11 protein-coding genes are annotated in these 14,957 nt (G+C 76.3%); 4 read left to right on the forward strand and 7 right to left on the reverse strand.

Annotated elements, in window-relative coordinates:
- Window positions 1-318: 318 nt before the first annotated feature.
- The 4 genes from Q0840_RS14270 to Q0840_RS14285 are packed head-to-tail and all read right to left on the reverse strand — an operon-like array spanning window position 319 to window position 6,692.
- Entirely contained in the window at window positions 319-1,371 is a 1,053-nt protein-coding gene (locus tag Q0840_RS14270) for an ABC transporter ATP-binding protein (RefSeq protein ID WP_298460487.1), read from the reverse strand.
- Window positions 1,368-2,891 (reverse strand): iron ABC transporter permease, encoded by a 1,524-nt coding sequence (locus Q0840_RS14275; RefSeq protein WP_298460489.1) that lies wholly within the window; start codon window positions 2,889-2,891, stop codon window positions 1,368-1,370. The genes Q0840_RS14270 and Q0840_RS14275 overlap by 4 nt, the downstream gene beginning before the upstream one ends.
- On the reverse strand, window positions 2,875-3,948 hold the full coding sequence (locus tag Q0840_RS14280; RefSeq protein ID WP_298460491.1) for an extracellular solute-binding protein: 1,074 nt from the start codon (window positions 3,946-3,948) through the stop codon (window positions 2,875-2,877). The genes Q0840_RS14275 and Q0840_RS14280 overlap by 17 nt, the downstream gene beginning before the upstream one ends.
- Window positions 3,945-6,692, reverse strand: coding sequence for an AMP-binding protein (locus Q0840_RS14285; protein WP_298460493.1), 2,748 nt, complete (start codon window positions 6,690-6,692; stop codon window positions 3,945-3,947). Before Q0840_RS14285 ends, Q0840_RS14280 begins: the two co-directional genes overlap by 4 nt.
- A gap of 23 nt (window positions 6,693-6,715) precedes the next feature.
- Here Q0840_RS14285 and Q0840_RS14290 point away from each other — a divergent pair, with 23 nt between their 5' ends.
- From Q0840_RS14290 to Q0840_RS14300, 3 genes are all read left to right on the forward strand, one after another.
- Window positions 6,716-7,363, forward strand: coding sequence for a 4'-phosphopantetheinyl transferase superfamily protein (locus Q0840_RS14290; protein WP_298460495.1), 648 nt, complete (start codon window positions 6,716-6,718; stop codon window positions 7,361-7,363).
- 128 nt (window positions 7,364-7,491) lie between these two features.
- On the forward strand, window positions 7,492-9,507 hold the full coding sequence (locus Q0840_RS14295; RefSeq protein WP_298460497.1) for an SdrD B-like domain-containing protein: 2,016 nt from the start codon (window positions 7,492-7,494) through the stop codon (window positions 9,505-9,507).
- 61 nt (window positions 9,508-9,568) lie between these two features.
- Window positions 9,569-11,119, forward strand: a complete 1,551-nt coding sequence (locus Q0840_RS14300) for an NAD(P)/FAD-dependent oxidoreductase (protein WP_298460499.1) — start codon at window positions 9,569-9,571, stop codon at window positions 11,117-11,119.
- Between the two features lie 132 nt (window positions 11,120-11,251).
- On the opposite strand, the gene Q0840_RS14305 is transcribed toward Q0840_RS14300, so the two are convergent.
- The 3 genes from Q0840_RS14305 to Q0840_RS14315 all read right to left on the reverse strand — a co-directional run bounded on the left by Q0840_RS14305 (window position 11,252) and on the right by Q0840_RS14315 (window position 13,836).
- Entirely contained in the window at window positions 11,252-12,268 is a 1,017-nt protein-coding gene (locus Q0840_RS14305; protein ID WP_298460502.1) for a glycine betaine ABC transporter substrate-binding protein, read from the reverse strand.
- A gap of 123 nt (window positions 12,269-12,391) precedes the next feature.
- Entirely contained in the window at window positions 12,392-13,159 is a 768-nt protein-coding gene (locus tag Q0840_RS14310) for an ABC transporter permease (RefSeq protein WP_298460504.1), read from the reverse strand.
- Window positions 13,156-13,836, reverse strand: a complete 681-nt coding sequence (locus Q0840_RS14315; protein WP_298460506.1) for an ABC transporter permease — start codon at window positions 13,834-13,836, stop codon at window positions 13,156-13,158. The genes Q0840_RS14310 and Q0840_RS14315 overlap by 4 nt, the downstream gene beginning before the upstream one ends.
- A gap of 81 nt (window positions 13,837-13,917) precedes the next feature.
- On the opposite strand from Q0840_RS14315, the gene Q0840_RS14320 reads away from it, so the two are divergent.
- Window positions 13,918-14,955, forward strand: coding sequence for an ABC transporter ATP-binding protein (locus Q0840_RS14320; RefSeq protein WP_298460507.1), 1,038 nt, complete (start codon window positions 13,918-13,920; stop codon window positions 14,953-14,955).
- Window positions 14,956-14,957: the final 2 nt, after the last annotated feature.

The following is a 14,957-nucleotide window of genomic DNA, read 5'->3' on the forward strand; positions in this document are numbered from 1 at the left end:
GGGGAACACCACGGCCGCGTCTGCAGCCGATGAGGCAGCCGACGGCGGCCTGGCCGGTGGTGTGCCGGCCGGCCCGCCACCGTGCGCAGGCGATCACCCGCCCGGCGAGCATCGCGACGACCGCCGCGGTCACGGCGACGCGCGCCGGCGGCGGCGAGGACGGCGCAGACCACGACACCGGGTCGAGCACCTGGCTGACGACGTGGCCCACCGGGGACCGGCGTGCGGCCGCCAGGCGGGCGGCGTCGGGATCGACGGTGGCCATGGGTGGGAGGGTCGGTGCCGGCGTCGCCGGACGCTGCGTGCGGTACCGCCGGGTCAGGTGACCACCGACGGCGGGTAGACGCGGACCGGCCCGATCACGTCGAGCCCGACCCGGTCGCCCGGGGAGGGCGGCTGGAGCCCGACCACGCGGGCGCGGATGCCGTGCCGGGTGGCGTCGTCGACCAGGTCGAGCTCCACGACGGCGTCGTGCCCGAAGTAGGCGATGCTCACGACGGTGGCGTCGACGCGTCCCGCGCCGGCCCGGGTGAGGGCGATCTGCTCGGGGCGCAGCATCACCTCGACCGGGCCGTGCGTGACGAAGCCGCGGACGGTGAGCGACCCCAGGGTGCAGTCCACACGTCCCGCGGTGGCGGTGCCCGGCACGAGGACGGCATCGCCGAGGAAGACGGCGACCTGGGCGTCCACCGGCTCCCCGTAGACGACCGGCGGTGCGGCGACCTGGCGGAAGGCGCCGCCGCCGAGGATGGCGACCTCGTCGGCGAACGACAGCGCCTCGCCCTGGTCGTGCGTGACGAGGATCGCCGTGGCGCCGGTGGCGCGCAGCGCGCGGGCGGTCGCCTGCCGGGTGGAGGCGCGCAGGGCGGTGTCGAGGGAGGAGAACGGCTCGTCGAGCAGCACGAGGTCCGGTCCGGGGGCCAGGGCCCGGGCCAGCGCGACCCGCTGCTGCTGCCCGCCGGACAGGTGGTCCGGCTGCCGGTCCGCGAGCTCGGCCGGCAGGCCGACCAGGTCCAGGAGCTCCAGCACCCGGTCGCGGTGGCGTCGGCGCGGCCACGGCAGGCCGAAGGCGATGTTGCCGGCGACCGACAGGTGCGGGAACAGGCTGCCCTCCTGGCGCACGTACCCCACGCCGCGCCGCTCCGGCGGCACCCACGTCCCCGGGCCGGCGACGGTGCGGCCGCCGATCGTCACCTCCCCGGCGGTGGGCCGCAGGAAGCCGGCGATGATCCGCAGCAGCGTCGTCTTGCCGCTGCCCGAGCCGCCGAGGACCGCCGTCGTGGAGCCGGCCCGCACGGTGAGGTCGACGGCGTCGAGCACGGGCGTGGCCGCGTACCCGGCGCTGATGCCGCTCAGCCGCACCTCGCTCACCGGTCGTCCTCCATCTGCCGCCGCAGCAGCACGGTCAGCGGGGCCGACAGCGCCACCATCGCGGCGGCGTACGGCGCTGCGGCAGCGTAGTCGAGCTCGCTGGCCGCCCTCCAGAACGCGATCGCGAGCGTCTGCGTCCCGGTCGGGGCGAGCAGCAGGGTGGCGGTGAGCTCGGTCGAGACGGCCAGCGCCACCAGCACGAACCCGGTGAGCATCGACGGCGCCGCGAGCGGCAGGACGACGCGGGCCAGCGTCGCGGTCCCGCCGAGCCCCAGGGAGCGCGCCGCCTCGGAGAGCTCGGGTGGCGCCGCCGCCAGCCCCGCGCGGAGCGTGACCATCGCCCGGGGGACGAACAGGATCGTGTAGGCCACCACGAGCAGCCCGACGGTCTGGTAGACCGGGCGCGCCCACCGCACGGACAGCGTCACGAGCGCCAGCCCGACCACGACGCCGGGCAGCGCGCTCGCGAGGAAGGTGGCCCGCTCGAGGAGCAGGGACGCCGCCGCACGACGTCGGTTGAGCAGCCAGGCACCGGGCAGCGCGGCCACGGTCGTCACCAGACCGCCGACCAGCGCCAGGGCGACCGTGCTCAGGGTCACCTGGGCCAGGTCCCCGGCCACGGCACCGGGCCGCTCGAGCCCGCGGACCAGCCACCGCGCCACCGTGGCGACCGGCACCACCAGGCCGCCGGCGACCACGGCGCCCAGCAGCACCGCCGCAGGGACCGACCACGGGCCCAGGTGCGCCGGCTCGGCCCGGCGGGGCGCGCCGGCTCCGACCCGGGCCACCCGACGGCGCCCCCGCGCCGCGACCTCGGCGGTGAGCACGACGAGGCAGAGGACGAGGAGGACCGAGGCCAGCAGGCTGCCCGTGACGTCGCTGAACCCGATCGCGTACTGCTGCATGACGGCGGTCGTGAACGTCTGGAACCGCATCATCTCCAGCACGCCGTACTCGGCCAGCCCGTGCAGGGCGACCAGCAGCGCGCCGCCGGAGATCGCCGGCCGCAGCCGCGGCAGGACGGTCCGTCGCACGACGGCGGCCGGCGACAGGCCCAGCGACCGGGCCGCCTCCTCGTCGCCGGCGTCCAGGGTGCGCAGGACCGCGGCGACCGGCAGGAAGACGAACGGGAAGTACGCGAGCGTCGTGACCAGGGCGGCGCCGGCGAACCCGGTCATCGCGGGCGCGACGGTCACCCACGCGTAGGCGCTGACGAAGGCCGGGACCGCGAGCGGCGCCAGCAGCAGCGTGCGCCACAGGCTCGCGCCGGGCAGGTTCGTCCGCTCGACCAGCCACGCGGCGAGGGTCCCCAGGACCACCGTGGCGGGCACCGTGACGGCGAGGAGCGCGAGCGTGTTCCCCATCAGCGTCCCGACCCGCGGGCGCAGCAGGTACTGGGTCGCGGTCGCGGCACCGGCGGACACCGCGTCGGCGAGGACGACGACCAGGGGCAGGAGGGTGACGGCGGCGACGAGCGCCGCGGCGAGGGTGACCCCCCGGAGGCTAGAGGATGCCCGCATCGGTCATGAGCGCGATCACGCGCTCCGAGTCCAGCGCGAACGGGTCGACCGGGGGAGCCCCCAGCGAGTCCAGCGGGGGCAGGGCCGGGTCGGACGCGTCACCTTCCCCGATGGCGTACTCCATCGAGCCGCTGTCGACCAGCACCTGCTGACCGGCGGGGCTGGTGACGTAGGCGAGGAACTGCTGAGCCTCCTCGGGCATGTCGGACGACGCCAGCACACCACCCGCCGAGAGGCTCACGAAGGCGCCCGGGTCCTCGTTGCCGAAGTAGTGCAGCGCGGTGTTGGCGCTGCCCTCGGAGTCGGCGGCCTGGTCCCGGTACCAGTAGTAGTGGTACATGATGCCGACCGGCACCTCGCCGGCGTTCACCGCCTTCATCGTCGCGATGTTGTTCTGGTAGACCTCGGCGTTCTCCGCCAGGGCGGACAGCCAGGCCGCGGTCCGGTCCTCGCCCTGGTCGGCGAGCATGCCGGCGACGATCGCCTGGAAGTCCGCGCCGCCCGGCGCCGCGCCCCAGCGGCCGGCCCACTGCGGGTCGGCCAGGTCCATGATCGACTCCGGCAGCTCGTCCTCGCCGATCTCGTCGGTGTTGTAGACCAGCACGGTCGACCGGGCCGCGATCGCGGTCCAGTCACCCGACGACGGCGCCATCCCGTCCCGCGTCGTGGCGAGGGTCGCCGCGTCGACGGGGGCGAGCAGGCCCGCACGCTCGACGAGCGTCATCGCCGGGGAGTTCTCGGTGAGGAACACGTCGGCGGGGGAGGCGTCGCCCTCCCCGACGATCATGTGCCCCATCGACGCGTCCTGACCCTCGCGGACCTGGGTGGGGATGCCGGTCTGCTCGGTGAAGGCCTGCGTCCAGGCCTCGGTGACGTTGCGGTGCTGCGAGGAGTAGATCTGCAGAGCCTCGGGGTCCGGCTCGAAGGTCTCCTCCTGGGTCCCGCCGCCACCGCTGCAGGCGGTGAGAGCGAGGGTGGCGGCGAGCAGGCACCCGAGGAGGGCGCGGCGGTGCAGGGGCACGAGGGTGTCCGTCTTCCTGGTGGCGGGGTGGGTCATCGGGTCGGGGGGCGGACCAGGTCCTGCAGTGCGCGCACCGGACGGGCCGTCAGGCGCCACAGCAGGCACCCCGCGGCGATCGCGGTGACGGTCGCCGGCAGCGGCCCGGGGATCACGGCCAGGATCTGGAACTGGATGAGGTAGATGTGCAGCGAGGCCGCGGCGAGCACGGTGATCACCGGCAGCCAGCGGGTCGGCACCCTGACCTCGGGCACCAGCGTGAGGACGGCGATCCCCGCCAGGACGGCGAGGTTGCGCGCCGGGTCGTCGGCGAAGAACGTCGCCCCGCCCACCACGGCGACCGCCAGGGTGAGCAGCCGGCGCCGGCGGCTGTCGGCGTACGCGGCGGCGGCGCCGACCGCGAACAGCCAGAACGTCGTCGGCATGATGCCCCGCAGCACCCCCTCGCCGTAGTGCAGCACGGCGAACCGCGGCACGAGCGCGACGACGGCGACCGTGGCCGCGACCCGCCACGGGTCCCGCCGCCAGGCCCGGGCGACCCGTGGCACCGAGAGGACCAGCGCGAGCACCACGAGGCTGGCCGCGAGCGCGTCGACGAACCACAGCTCGTTGCGGAAGCCGTACGTGACGTCGCCGACCAGCCAGTTCGCCAGGGCCACGTTGCCCCACCCGTAGCGGTTCTGGGTCGCCATCCCGACCAGGGCGATGGCCGCGGTCGGGGCCGCGAGGCCGATGAGCATCCGGGCGGTGCCGCGCCACCGTCCGGTGACGGTCGGCACCGAGAGCCCGAACCGTGCCGCGTTGAACCCGGCGACGGCCAGCAGCGTGTGGGCACCGCCGAGGATGCGGAAGAGGTCGGCGTGCGAGCCGCAGATGACGACGACCGCAACGGCTCGCAGCAGCACCGACATCTCCACGGTGCGCCGCTCGCGCGTGGCCCGCGGTGGTCGGCCGTCGGGTCGGTCAGCGCGGGGGAGCGGCGCGGCGGCGTCGTCGTCTGCGGCCGCGGGGCTGCCCGCGGCGGTGTCCGCGCCGGCCGCACCGCGTGTGCCGACGTCGGCCCGTCGACGCCGGCCCAGCTCGACGAGCTCGGCGAGCGGCCGCTGGTGCCACCCGCGCGGCAGGGGACCGACCAGGCCCTCGAGGCGCACCGACGCCTGGACGTGGCTCAGCGAGTCGCCACCGTGCTGGACGAAGCTCCGGTCGAGGTCGACCCCGTCGCCGCCGAGGACCTCCGCCAGCGCGGCCGCGACCCGGACGGCCAGCGGGGGCGTCGCGCCCATCGACTCCGCCACCCGCACCCGGGCGTCCGTGCACGCGTCGGCGGCGTTGCCGCGGACCAGCGCGTCGCACCCGTTGCGGTCCACCTTGCCGCTGTCCAGCCGGGCCAGGGGGACCACCGCGACCGTCACGGCAGCGGTGCCGACACCGGAGGCCTCGCCGGCCAGCCGCCGCGCCCGTCCCGCGGTCTGCACGGCGCTCGCGCCGTCCTCGGGCTCGACGGCGACGCGCAGGCCGGCGTCGTCCCCGGTCACGCACGGCGTCAGGCCCGCGGCCTCCAGGGCCCGCTCGACGCCGGACAGGTCCACGCGCAGACCCATGATCTTGACGAAGCCCGACCGCCGGCCCACCACCCGCAGCAGCCCCTGGCCGTCCAGGACCCCGAGGTCACCGGTGCGCAGCTCGGTCAGCATGGCGCCCAGCGCCAGGTCGTCGACGTGCTCGGCGTAGCCCATCATCACGCCGGGCCCCTGCACCACGACCTCGCCCGCGCCGCCGTGGGCCTCGGGGACCGTGGTGTCCAGGCGCACGGAGGTGCCCGCCACCGGCCGCCCCACCGCGTCCGGGTGGTCGGCGACGAGCGCCGGGTCGAGCACGCAGATCCGCGCGGTCGCCTCGGTCTGGCCGTACATGACCGCCAGGTCCCAGCCGTGCTCGGCGCCGGCCCGGGCGGTCCGCCGCACCTGGTCCGCCGGCATCCGTCCGCCGGCCTGGGCCACCAGGCGCAGCGAGGGGTGCGGGCGTCGCAGGACGCCGGAGGACTCCATGAGGTCGACCATGTGAGGCACGACGGCGAGGGTGGTCACGGCGCGGGAGTCCACGGCGTCCCAGAAGGCGGGGTCCAGGACCGAGCCGTCGTGCAGGACCACCGAGCCGCCGGCGACCAGGTGCGAGGTCAGCACCGACAGACCGAAGCAGTAGTGCAGCGGCAGGCTGGTGATCGCCGTGTCGGCGGCGGTGAGGCGCAGTGCCTCGGCGATCGCGGCCGCGTTGCTGCGCACGTTGCGGTGCGACAGCCGCACGAGCTTCGGCGACCCGGTGCTGCCGGAGGTGCTGAGCAGGACTGCGAGGTCCGGGTGCAGCGCGTGCTGGGGCGCAGCGGCGAGCAGCTCGAACGGGGCGTCGCGGTCCGCGCTCGTCCGGACGTCCGGCGGGTAGCGCCGCAGGATGCGGTGGCTGCGGTCCTCCTCACCCGTGACCAGGGCGACGTGGCCGGCCTGCAGGACGGCGAGGTAGGCGGTCACCGCCGCCGCGTCCCGACGCAGCGGCACGTGCACCAGGCGGCGCCCGTCGGCGGCTGGCGGCAGCCCTGCCGCCAGCCCGCCGACGCGGTCGCGCAGGTCCTGGTGGGTGAGCACCTCGCCGTCCGGGGTGACCAGCGCGGGTGCGTGGCCGGCGTCCGTGGGCGGCGCGATGGTCAGCGGCCCGGCCGGCGCGACCGGCCGGAGAGATCGGCCGGGTGCGCCGTGGCGGAGGTCGGCACCCGGGCCGAGGATGGTCACGTAGGTGAGGCTAACCTCCAGTGGTGACGCGGAACAAAGTCGGCCCCGGCCCGTCCGACGTCCGGCGCCCGGAGGTCGAGGTCTGGTGGTCGACGCTCCTCGCCGCCGACCACGGTCTGCTCGACGTCCTGGACGCCACCGAGCGGGACCGCGTCCGGTCCCTGTCACGCCCGGCCGACCAGGGCCGGTCGATGCTCGCTGCGGCGCTGCTGCGCACCGCCGTCGGGCAGTGCGTCGGGGCCCCACCGGCGGAGGTCGTCCTCGACCGGAGCTGCGCCGACTGCGGGCGGCCGCACGGCCGCCCGCGCGTCGTGGGACCCGGGCGGGTACGGCCGCACGTGTCGGTCTCGCACTCCGGCCTGCTCGTGGTGGTCGCCGTGTCGGCCGGGGCGCCGGTCGGCGTCGACGTGCAGCGGGTGGCCGACGTCGCCGCGGCGGCCGGCCCGGCCGGTGGCGGGGCCGGTTCCGACGCGGTGGGAGACCGCGCCCGGGCGTGGGTGCGGCGCGAGGCGTTGGTGAAGGCCGGTGACGACGGGGTCGCGCCCGGTGTACTCGTCCTGCCCACCCCGCTCGACGGGTACGTCGCGGCGCTCGCCACGCTGGCGGCCCGCCCGCTGACCGAGGACGACGTCGTCGTCCGGGCCTGGCCACCCGACCCGACGCCCGGGTAGCGGCGCGGCGACGGCGAGCACCACAGCGACGGCGGCGTACCGACCCGCCCGTTTCGTCAGATCCCTCCCGATGCGGCCGATGGGCGAGGCGGATCCGCTCGGGGTCCGCCGCAGGCGAGGAGTGGACCATGGTGGGACGCGGGCACGCGTTCGGAGGCGCAGCCCTGTCCGGGCTGCTGCTGCTGGGAGGACTCGGCGTCGCGACGTCGGCCCACGCGGCGCCCGGCGGGAAGGTCGGCATCTGCCACCGGACCCACTCGACCAAGAACCCGTACCGCCTGATCAACGTCGCGCAGTCGGCCGTCAACGGCGGCGGCGCGAACGACCACACCGGCCACAGCGGGCCGGTCTTCAACCCCACGATCGTGTACCCGTCGAACGCCAAGATCTGGGGCGACATCGTCCCGGACCAGGCATCGGGCGGCGCGCGGACGGGCATCAACTGGCCCGCGGGCGCGACGTCGCTCGCGCAGGCGGTGAGCCGGCTCGGGATGGCCTGCGGTGCGCTGACCGCCCAGGAGTTCTACAACGTCGAGCGTGAAGCCGGGATCCCGCGGGAGCAGATCCTCGCCGACCTTGCCGAGCAGGGCGCCGACGGCGACCCGCTCCCGACCGCCCTCGGGTCCATCGCCTACACGGGCAGCGACCCCGTGGTCGTCAGTGAGGAGACCGGCCAGCCGGTGCCTGGCACCGACCCCGCGCCGGAGCCGGTCCCCGCGCCGGAGCCGGCACCTCAGCCGGAGCCCGTGCCGGAGCCGGAGCCCGACCCGGAGCCCGCGCCCGCGCCCGCGCCTGAGCCGGAGCCGGTGCCGGGGCCCATCGGTGAGCCGGAGCCGGAGCCGTGGGTGGAGCCGGAGCCGGCGCCCGCGCCCGAGCCGGCGCCCGCGCCCGAGCCGGCGCCTGAGCCGGAGCCGGTGCCGGGGCCCATCGGTGACCCGGAGCCGGAGCCGTGGGTGGACCCGGAGCCGGAGCCCGACCCCGCGCCGAACCCCGTGCCGTCGCCTCAACCGGAGCCCGCGCCTGCCCCAGAGCCGGACCCTGCACCCGAGCCGCAGCCGGCCCCGCCGTCCCCGCGCCAGGGGCTCAGCGGCGTCGTCTGGCTCGACCAGAACCGCAACGGCCTGCAGGACGCCCGTGAGGCGGGCATGCCGGGCGTGCGCGTGGAGCTGCAGCGCCGGGTCGAGGCGCTGCCGGCGTACCGGCCGGCGTTCCTCGACACCTCGGTGCTGCTCGGCAGCGTGGTCCTGGCGCCCGCCGACGTCCTGGCCAGCCAGGTCACCGACGCCGCCGGACGGTTCTCGTTCGCGGCGCTGGACGCGCGAACCTACCGCGTCGTCGCGGTGCGGCCCCAGGTCCTCCAGGTGACCGCCGACTCCGAGGGCGACGCCGACGCCGCCGCCGAGGTGGTGGTCCCCGAGGGCGGGCAGGGCGACGCCTTCGTCGGCCTGGTCGGCGACGCCGCCCTGGACGTCCCGGTCCTGGTGGGTGAGCGGCTGCTGCCCGACGGCGACGAGGTGCTCGTCCGCTGGGCCGGCCTCGACGGCGAGCTCGGCACCGACGACGACATGCTCCTGCCCGGAACCGTCGCGAACGGCCGCGTCTCGGTCGTGGGCCTGCCGGGTGGTCTGTACCGCGTGGAGTACCCCGGCGGTGAGGAGACGGCCGGCGTCGAGCTGGCCGCGGGGGCGACGCTCGTCGACGAGCTCGTCCTCAGGGCTCCTGCCGTGGACGAGCCGCCGGTGACGCAGCCTCCCGTCGACGAGCCCCCGGTCGCCGAGCCGCCCGTCACCGAGCCGCCCGTCACAGAGCCGGAGCCCGAGGAGCCTCCCGCGACCCAGCCCGACCCGGAGCCGAGCCCGGAGCCCGGGACCGGTCCCCAGCCCGAGCCGCAGCCCGAGCCCGAGGCGACCCCGGTGGCGTCGGAGCCGACGGTCATCCCGCCCGCGTCCACCCCCGTCACGCCGGTGACCGCGACGGGCGCGACGACCCCGGCGCACGCGACCGGGGCGGCCACCCTCGCGGCCACCGGCTTCGGCGCCGCGGGCGCCGGTGCGGCCGGTGCCGCCCTGGTCGCGGCGGGTGCGTGGCTCTCCCGCTGGGTCCGTCGGCAGCGGTCGGCCACGGTGGGGCGCCACGTCGGCTGACGCGGGCGTCCGGGCGGTGGACGATGGGGCGGACCGTCCGTCCCCGTCCCCGAGGAGCACCATGACCGCCACACCCACCCCCGACAGCAGCGCGACCGGCAGCACCGGTCGGGACGGCTCGGGCGACGCGACCGAGCGCACCTACGACGTCGTCGTCCTCGGGGCCGGGGCGGTGGGGGAGAACGTGGCCGACCGGGCCGGGCGCGGCGGGCTGTCGGTCGCGATCGTCGAGTCCGAGCTGGTCGGTGGCGAGTGCTCGTACTGGGCGTGCATGCCGTCCAAGGCCCTGCTGCGCCCGGGTGCCGCGCTGGAGGCCGCGCGGGCGGTCCCAGGCGCGGATGCTGCCGTCACCGGCACGCTGGACGTCCCCGCGGTGCTGGCCCGGCGCGACTCGTTCACCTCCGACTGGGACGACTCGGGCCAGGTGGAGTGGCTGCAGAGCGCCGGCATCGAGCTCGTGCGCGGCGCGGCGCGCTTCACCGGCCCCCGGCGGCTGGAGGTCCGTGACGGCGACGGCGCCGCCACCACGGTGGTCGCCCGGCACGCCGTGGTGGTCGCCACCGGCAGCGAGCCGGTCATCCCCGACGTGCCCGGTCTCGCCACCGCGCGGCCGTGGACCAGCCGTGAGGCCACCGCCGCGCAGGAGGTCCCCGGGTCGCTCGCCGTCGTCGGCGGCGGGGTGGTGGCCACCGAGATGGCGACCGCCTACGCGGACCTGGGTGCGCAGGTGACCCTGCTCGTGCGCGGGGACGGGCTGCTGCCCGGGATGGAGCCGTTCGCGGGCGAGGCGGTCGCCGGCGCGCTCACCGCCCGCGGCGTGGACGTGCGCTTCGGCACCGAGGCCCGACGGGTCCGGCGCGCCGACGACGGGGTTCACCTGGAGCTGTCGTCGGGCGACACCCTGGTCGCCGACGAGGTCCTGGTCGCGACCGGCCGGCGGCCTCGGACTGCGGACCTGGGCCTGGACACCCTCGGGCTCGAGCCCGGCGGCGCCCTGGAGGTCGACGACAGCCTGCGCGTGACCGCGGTCGACGACGGCTGGCTCTACGCCACCGGGGACGTCACCGGCCGGACCGCCACCACGCACCAGGGCAAGTACGACGCCCGGGTCGCCGGTGACGTCATCGCCGCGCGCTTCGCCGGGGGCGGGACCGACGGCGCCGTGGTCGGCGGGGACGGGCCCACCGCGGGCGCGACGCCGTCCGACGTCGAGGGCGGCGCACCGTGGAGCCGCTGGCGGGCGACGGCGGACCACGCCGCCGTCCCGCAGGTGGTGTTCACCCGGCCCGAGGTGGCCGCCGTGGGGCTGACCGAGGCCCAGGCGCGCGACGCGGGCCTGCCGGTCCGGGTCGTGCAGTACCCGATCGGCTCCGTCGCGGGCGCATCGCTGTACGCCCAGGGCTACGAGGGCACCGCGTCGATCGTCGTCGACACCGACCGGGAGGTGGTCGTCGGAGCGACCTTCGTCGGACCCGAGGTGGCCGAGATGCTGCACGCGGCCACGATCGCCGTCGTCGGGCAGGTGCCGCTGAGCCGGCTGTGGCACGCGGTGCCGTCCTACCCCACGGTGAGCGAGGTGTGGCTGCGCCTGCTCGAGAGCTACGGGCTGTAGGCCGCGTGGTCCGGGCCTGCACGGTCCGGGCGCCGCGGGCCCGGACCTTCCCGACCGGCCTCGGGGACGACGGAGCCCGGCTCACCCCGTGCGGGCGAGCCGGGCTCCGTCGTGCAGCGGGTGCCGGATCCCTCAGCCTGCGAGCGCGGCGTCGGAGGAGAAGACCAGCCCGACGGCGATCTCGCCCTGCTGCAGGGCGGCCTTGGTCAGCGGGCCGCCGGCGTCCAGCGAGACGAACTCGGTGACGTCCAGACCGTAGGTCTCCTCCAGCCCGGGCTGGCAGAAGGGGCGCTCCGGGCACTCCGGCGGGCCGCCGAGCACGACCCCGCCGCACGTCTCGGCGAGCTCGCTGAGGGTCGCCACGCCGTACTCGTCGGCGAACGCGGTGGTCACGGCGAAGGCGTTCTGGTCCTGCGCCTGCGACGGGGTGCCGAACACGAGCCCGACCTGCTCCCCGAGCGCGGTGAGCTCGGTGACCGTCGCGTCCAGGTCCGAGCTGGCGACCGCGGTGGCGTCGGCGCCGTTGACCGACTTGTTGAGGAACTCCGTGAGCGTGCCGACGTACTCGGGCACGACCGTGAGCTCGCCCGCCTCGAGCGCCGGCGCGTACGTCTCGCGGTTGCCGATGGCCTGCGTCGAGGCGTCGTAGCCGGCGGCCCGCAGGACACCTGCGTACAGCTCGGCGAGGGTCGCGCTCTCGGAGAAGTTGCCGGCGCCGACGACGACGGGCCGTCCCTCGCCGACGGGGTCCTGCGCGGCCAGGCCGTTGTCGGCCAGGTACTGCTCGGCGACCTGCGAGGAGGTCTGCCGCTCGACGTCGACCGCGCTGTTCAGCTCGATCAGCGCCGGGGTGTCCAGCGTCGCGGAGACCGAGTCGAGGAGCGGGACCAGGTTGGGGTCGGCCGCGGCGGCGGCCGCGTTGACCGCCGGGACGATGTTGTCGACCGTCTGCAGGTTCTGGTCGTCCTCGAGCACGACCAGCGCGTCGCCCGCCACGGGCTCGCACGCATCGGCGGTGGTCCCGCCCGTCGCGGCGGGTGCGGACGCGGCCGGGGAGGCCGTGCCGGACGAGCCTCCCTCGCCGCAGGCGGCGGTGACCGTCAGGACACCGATCGCGAGGAGGGACAGCAGGGGGCGTCGAGCGTTCATGGCAGGGCTCCAGGAGTCAGGCTGCGCGAGGCGGCGTCCGGCCCTCATTGGACCCCGATCCGGGCGCTGCGGCAACGCTGGGGACTGTGCCCGGTGTCACACCCGGCAGCGGCGCGGACCGGGTCAGGCGCCCGGCGCCGGTGCGGCTGCGCCGGCCCGGCCCCGGCGCGGCGCGCGCAGCCCGACCGGTGTGACGGCGCGCTGCGCGACCGCGAGGACCGCCTCGGCGACCAGGCACAGCCCGGCCACCAGCACCGCGCCGGCCAGCACCTGGCCGAACCTGCGGTTGGCGAAACCGGACACGATGATCGGGCCCAGCCCGCCGCCGCCGACCAGGGCGGCCAGCGGGACGGTGGCGATCACCTGCACGGTCGCGGTGCGCAGACCCGCCGCGACCAGCGGGACCGCCAGCGGCAGCTCCATCCGCAGCAGCGAGCGCATCGGCGTCATGCCCATCGCGTGGGCGGCGTCGCGCACGTCCGGGTCGACTCCGAGCACGCCGGTGTACGCGTTCGTCAGGATCGGCGGGATCGCGAAGACGGCCGCGGCCAGCACGGTGGCGCGGTTGCCGAAGCCGATCGCGGTGGACGCGAAGATCAGCAGCAGGGCGAGCGTCGGCAGCGCCCGGGACGCGTTGGCCAGCACGACGGCGAGCCCGCCGCCGCGGCGCACGTGGCCCAGGTAGATCCCGACCGGCAGCGCCACGGCGGCGGCCAGCAGGACGGCGAGCGCCGACATGCCCAGGTGCTCCACCAGCCGGGACGGCACGCCGGACTGGCCGGTCCAGTTGAACGGGTCGTTCAGCCAGGTGATGGCGTCGCCGACCACCGACGTCCGGTCCGCGGTGCCGCTCACCGTGGGGATCACGGTGCCGTTCACCGTGCCGTTCACCGGGCCCCCTGCGTCCGCAGCCAGGGTGTCACCAGGTGCCCGAGCACCCGCAGCGCGACGTCCGCGACGAGCGCGAGGGCCACGCACAGCAGCGTCGCCGTCATGATCTCGGCGTGGTAGTCGCTCTGGAACCCGCGGAACAGCAGCTGGCCCAGCCCGCCGTACCCCACCACGACCCCGATCGTGACCAGCGCGACCGTGGTCACCGTGGCCAGCCGCAGCCCCGCGACCACGGCCGGTGTCGCGTGCGGCAGCTCGACCGTCAGCAGCATCCGCAGGCGCCGGTAGCCCAGCCCGCGGGCGGCGTCGCGGACCTCCTCCGGCACCCCCTGGAGCCCGACCAGCACGTTGCGCACCAGGACCAGCAGCGCGTACATGACCAGGCCGATGAGCACGGACAGCCGCGCGTCCAGCAGGAACGGGTAGACCAGCGCGAAGAGAGCCAGCGACGGCACCGTGTACAGCGCGCCGGACACCCCGAGGATCGCCCCCGCCAGCCGAGGACGCAGGTGCGCGAGCACGGCGAGCGGCAGCGCGATCGCCGTCGCGACCAGCACCGCCTGGAGCGTGAGACCGACGTGCTGGCCGAGGGCCTCGGAGATGTCGCCCCAGTTGTCCCGCACGTACGGCCAGGACAGCCACGGGTTGGGCCGGGCGTCCCCCGCACTGGTGATCACCGCCCGGACGCTACCCGGACCGGCCGGGCGACGGCGCGTGACGCGGCAGTGACGGCGCGGCGGGCGGGTAGCGTGCAGCGCATGAGCGACGCCGCGGCGCCCGTCATCCGCTACGAGCGAGTGCGCAAGGAGTACGACGACGGCACGGTCGCCGTCGAGGAGCTGGACCTCGACGTGCGCACGCACGAGCTGCTCGCCCTGGTGGGCCCGTCGGGGTGCGGCAAGTCCACGACGCTGCGGATGGCCAACCGGCTCGTGGAGCCGACGTCGGGCCGGGTCGTGGTGGAGGGCGAGGACGTCGCCGGCACGGACCCCGTCGAGCTGCGCCGGCGGATGGGCTACGTGATCCAGAACGTGGGGCTGTTCCCGCACCGCACCGTCGAGCAGAACGTCGCGACCGTGCCGCACCTGCTGGGCTGGGCCCGTGATCGCACGCGCTCGCGGGTCACCGACCTGCTCGAGCTCGTCGGTCTGGCACCGAGCACCTACGCGCGCCGCTACCCGCACCAGCTGTCCGGTGGCGAGCGGCAGCGGGTCGGGGTCGCGCGGGCCCTCGCGACCGACCCGCCCGTGCTGCTCATGGACGAGCCGTTCGGCGCGGTCGACCCGGTCGGGCGGCGACGCCTGCAGACCGAGTTCGGTCGGATCCGGCGCGAGCTCGGGACCACCGTGCTGCTGGTCACGCACGACATCGACGAGGCCGTGCGGCTCGCCGACCGGGTGGCCGTGTTCAGCCGCGGCGGTCACCTCGAGCAGCTCGCCGACCCGGTGCGGCTGCTGGCCCGTCCCGCGACCGCGATGGTCGCAGACTTCGTCGGCCGCGGGGGAGCGGTGCGCCTGCTCGGGCTCGGCCGGCTCGAGCGCGCCGACGTCGTCCCCGGCGACCCGGCTGCCGCGGTGGGCGGCGGCGCCGAGCCCGCCGTCACGTCGGCCGTCGCGCTCGGTGCGCCGCTCGACGAGGTGCTCGGCGCCCTCGCGACGGCCCCGCCGGGCGGCCTGAGGGTGCACGACGACGCCGGCGCCGGCGTCGGGGTGGTCACGGCCGAGTCGGTGCTGACCGCGCTGCACCGCATGACCGACGGCGCGCACGCACCGGCCGGCACCGGTCCGCGCCGGTAGCC

It is taken from the genome of uncultured Cellulomonas sp. (assembly GCF_947494015.1).
Classification (GTDB): domain Bacteria; phylum Actinomycetota; class Actinomycetes; order Actinomycetales; family Cellulomonadaceae; genus Pengzhenrongella.

Bases quoted from the DNA above. Each gene is read 5' to 3' on its own strand.
- Q0840_RS14295 (WP_298460497.1), top strand. From the start codon at position 7,492: ATGGTGGGACGCGGGCACGCGTTCGGAGGCGCAGCCCTGTCCGGGCTG.
- Q0840_RS14300 (WP_298460499.1), top strand. From the start codon at position 9,569: ATGACCGCCACACCCACCCCCGACAGCAGCGCGACCGGCAGCACCGGT.
- Q0840_RS14305 (WP_298460502.1), bottom strand. From the start codon at position 12,268: ATGAACGCTCGACGCCCCCTGCTGTCCCTCCTCGCGATCGGTGTCCTG.
- Q0840_RS14320 (WP_298460507.1), top strand. From the start codon at position 13,918: ATGAGCGACGCCGCGGCGCCCGTCATCCGCTACGAGCGAGTGCGCAAG.
- Q0840_RS14280 (WP_298460491.1), bottom strand. From the start codon at position 3,948: ATGACCCACCCCGCCACCAGGAAGACGGACACCCTCGTGCCCCTGCAC.
- Q0840_RS14275 (WP_298460489.1), bottom strand. From the start codon at position 2,891: ATGCGGGCATCCTCTAGCCTCCGGGGGGTCACCCTCGCCGCGGCGCTC.